This is a genomic window from Polaromonas sp. P3_C2 (assembly GCF_056402675.1).
In genome coordinates, this window is record NZ_JBFUGX010000565.1 from 1 (window position 1) to 2,775 (window position 2,775).

Here is a 2,775-nt window from a genome sequence, read left to right on the forward strand (position 1 = left end):
GAAGTAACGCACATAGCGCCGCCCGGCAGCCTGCATCATCTGCGGCAGGCTGTCCGCTGTGGAAGGCGTCGCCAGTAAGTGGAAATGGTTGTCCATCAGCACGTAAGCATGCAGGGCAACGCCGAACTTGCGGGCGCTTTCTTCAAGCAACGCCAAAAACACCTGGTGGTCGGCGGCCGAAGAAAAGACAGTTTGCCGGTTATTCCCCCGCTGGATGATGTGGTGCGGGTAACCGGGGAGCGTCAGCCRGGGAAGACGGGCCATGGGATGCAATGCCTGAAGTTTGCGTCATGATATTTGATCTGACCCTGATTTCCTGCTCCGCACTGAGTTCATTGGGCGCCGTTGAAACGACGGGAAAGAAGACGCTTAACGGACAACTTTGCCGTCAGGCGTGATGGTGACCAGGTCAATCGCACGCACCGATTCGTATTTCTTGGGGCGCAGGTTCACACGAAAGCCGCCCACGTCGTAGTCCGTCATGGTTTCAAACGCCTTTTGCAGACCTGCCCTGTCGGGTTTGCCGCTGCCGGCCGCACTGCGGCGTACGCCTTCGGCAAAAGTACGGGCAGCAATATAACCCTCCACACTCTCGTAACTCGGCGTCTGGTCCGTCTGGTTCAGTACATCCAGGTATTCCTTGATGATGGGCGTACCCGTGCTGCGTGGCGACGGCACCACCTGCGAGATCACCACACCGCCTATCTCCTTGCCCAAGGCACTGAACAGCGGATCGATACCCACGACGGAGAAATTGAGGAACTGCCCGCTGAAGCCGGCCTGGCGCATCTTGCGGATGAACGCTGCCGATGAATTGAACAGGCTGACCTGGATCACGGCCTGAGGTTGCGCCTTCATCAGCTGCGCCACTGCGGCATCGACCTTGTCGCTGTTGACCGGCGACAGGGCGCTGCCAACGATGGCCGGGCGCTTCAGGTCGATCAGGGCCTGGTTCACCGCTGCAAGGCCGCCCCGCCCCATGGCGTCATCTTCGGCAAATACACCGATACGGTCCTGGTTGAGGGTGGCACAGTGGCGCGCAATTTTGTAGGCCTCATCGGCCAGCGCCGGACGCACATGAAATATGTTTGCCAGCGCAGGATCATGCAATGCGTCCGACGCCGCAAAAGGTGCGAAAAAGAGCGCCCCGGATGCCTTGGAAGCGGCAAACGCGGCATCACAGCTGGCTGTACCGGCAAAGCCGAACAGCGCATCGACGCCTTCGTCGATCAACTGCTTGGCATTGGCGGCAGCCTTGGCCGGGTTGTAGCCGTCGTCGAGTGTCTTGACTTCTATCTTGTGGCCGCCGGCACCGCCCTTTGCATTGATGGCATCGAAATAAATCTTTGCTCCATTCAGATACGCCAGACCGATCTGGTCGGCTGCACCTGTCAGGGGAACCGATTGGCCAAGAAGAATCTTGCGGCTGGTTTTGCTTTGAGCCCAGAGCGCAGGGCTTGCTACCGCAGCGCCCGCGGAAACCCCACGCAGAATTAGTTGACGTCGATTGAAACCCATGAGAACACCTTTTGAGAGACGAAATAGCCAAAGCAGGTTTGATGCCCGTACCTCAGCATGCGCTCAATATTCCGAAGAAATGTCACAAATTGTGCGCAGACCCTCAGCGTAATCGGTGCAACCCTCAAAAACCACCGTGGAAATGCCAACACGTCATAAGCCTATGCGCATGGGGCGCCAACATACGCCCGTTCAAGTGCGTTGGCGGGCAGATCCAGGCAGACGATCAAGCAAGATCGCCAACACGAGGGCGATGGCGCAGCCGGCCGTCGCAAGCCAACCCGTCCATTGCCATCCTCCCGCAGTACTGGCCACCCAGGCAACCAGCGGAGGACCGGCAAATTGCCCCAACGCCGACCACTGCTGGACCCAGCCAACGGTGGTCGACACGGCATCACGGCGGGGCGCAAGCTGGATGGCCAGGCTAAACAGCGTTGCGGGGATCAGGCCACCCACCATCGAGAAGACCAGTATGGCCACGTACTGTATTTCCGGGCGCAGTTGCACGGCAAATGCGAGCTGTGCGCCTCCAGCCATCGACAGGAAGCCTGCCCCAAGCAGAACCACCGGTCGTACACCACGCTCCAGCAGCCTGCCTGCCGCGACGTTGCCGATGATATTGACGGCAGCAGCAAGCGCCGTAAGCCATGCCACCCACACACCGCTCACGCCAGCCTGGGTGTAGATGGACGGCAGGAAACCGACCACAGCAAGCCACTGTCCCGAGTACATCGCAAAAGCAACAGCCATGTACCAGGCTGCGCGCGACCGCAGCGTCGCGCGGACAATATCTCCGCCACGGAAATGAGGAGCCGGCGATTGCCGGGGGGAGATGCCATCATGCAGATGCCCCTGTGCAGGAACTTGCCACGCGACCAGCAAAGCCAGCACTGCGGCCAGCGCGGCCAGAAGCCACCACAAGATTCGCCAACCCCAGTCAGGTGCGGCCAGGCCGATGATCATGGGGCCTCCCAGCAAGGCCAGAGAGGCGCCCAGCGGCATGTAGGCGCCCCATACTCCCAGCATGCCATTGAGCCGCTCTTGTGGCACCAGCTGGCGGATCAGGGCTGGGGCCGGTAACACCACCCAGAGGAATCCCAGCCCTTCGAATACACGTGCGGCGAGYAGCCAATGCACATCGGGAGACACGCCGCCCAACAGACCGGCACCGGACAACACCAGCAACCCGGCCACCATGCTGCGCTTGAGGCCGGCACGCTGCACAACAAGCCCGATGAGCAGCCCGAGCACCATACC

Annotated in this window: 3 protein-coding genes; all 3 read right to left on the reverse strand. The window is 60.6% G+C overall.

Going from position 1 to position 2,775, the window contains the following annotated elements; genetic code table 11:
- A partial coding sequence (locus tag AC1DWI_RS19000) for a transposase (RefSeq protein ID WP_477725451.1) occupies positions 1-264 on the reverse strand: 264 nt, incomplete at its 3' end.
- 105 nt (positions 265-369) lie between these two features.
- On the reverse strand, positions 370-1,518 hold the full coding sequence (locus AC1DWI_RS19005) for an ABC transporter substrate-binding protein (RefSeq protein ID WP_477669879.1): 1,149 nt from the start codon (positions 1,516-1,518) through the stop codon (positions 370-372).
- Between the two features lie 192 nt (positions 1,519-1,710).
- Positions 1,711-2,775: MFS transporter (locus AC1DWI_RS19010; RefSeq protein WP_477725452.1), on the reverse strand; the 1,065-nt coding region annotated here is incomplete at its 5' end.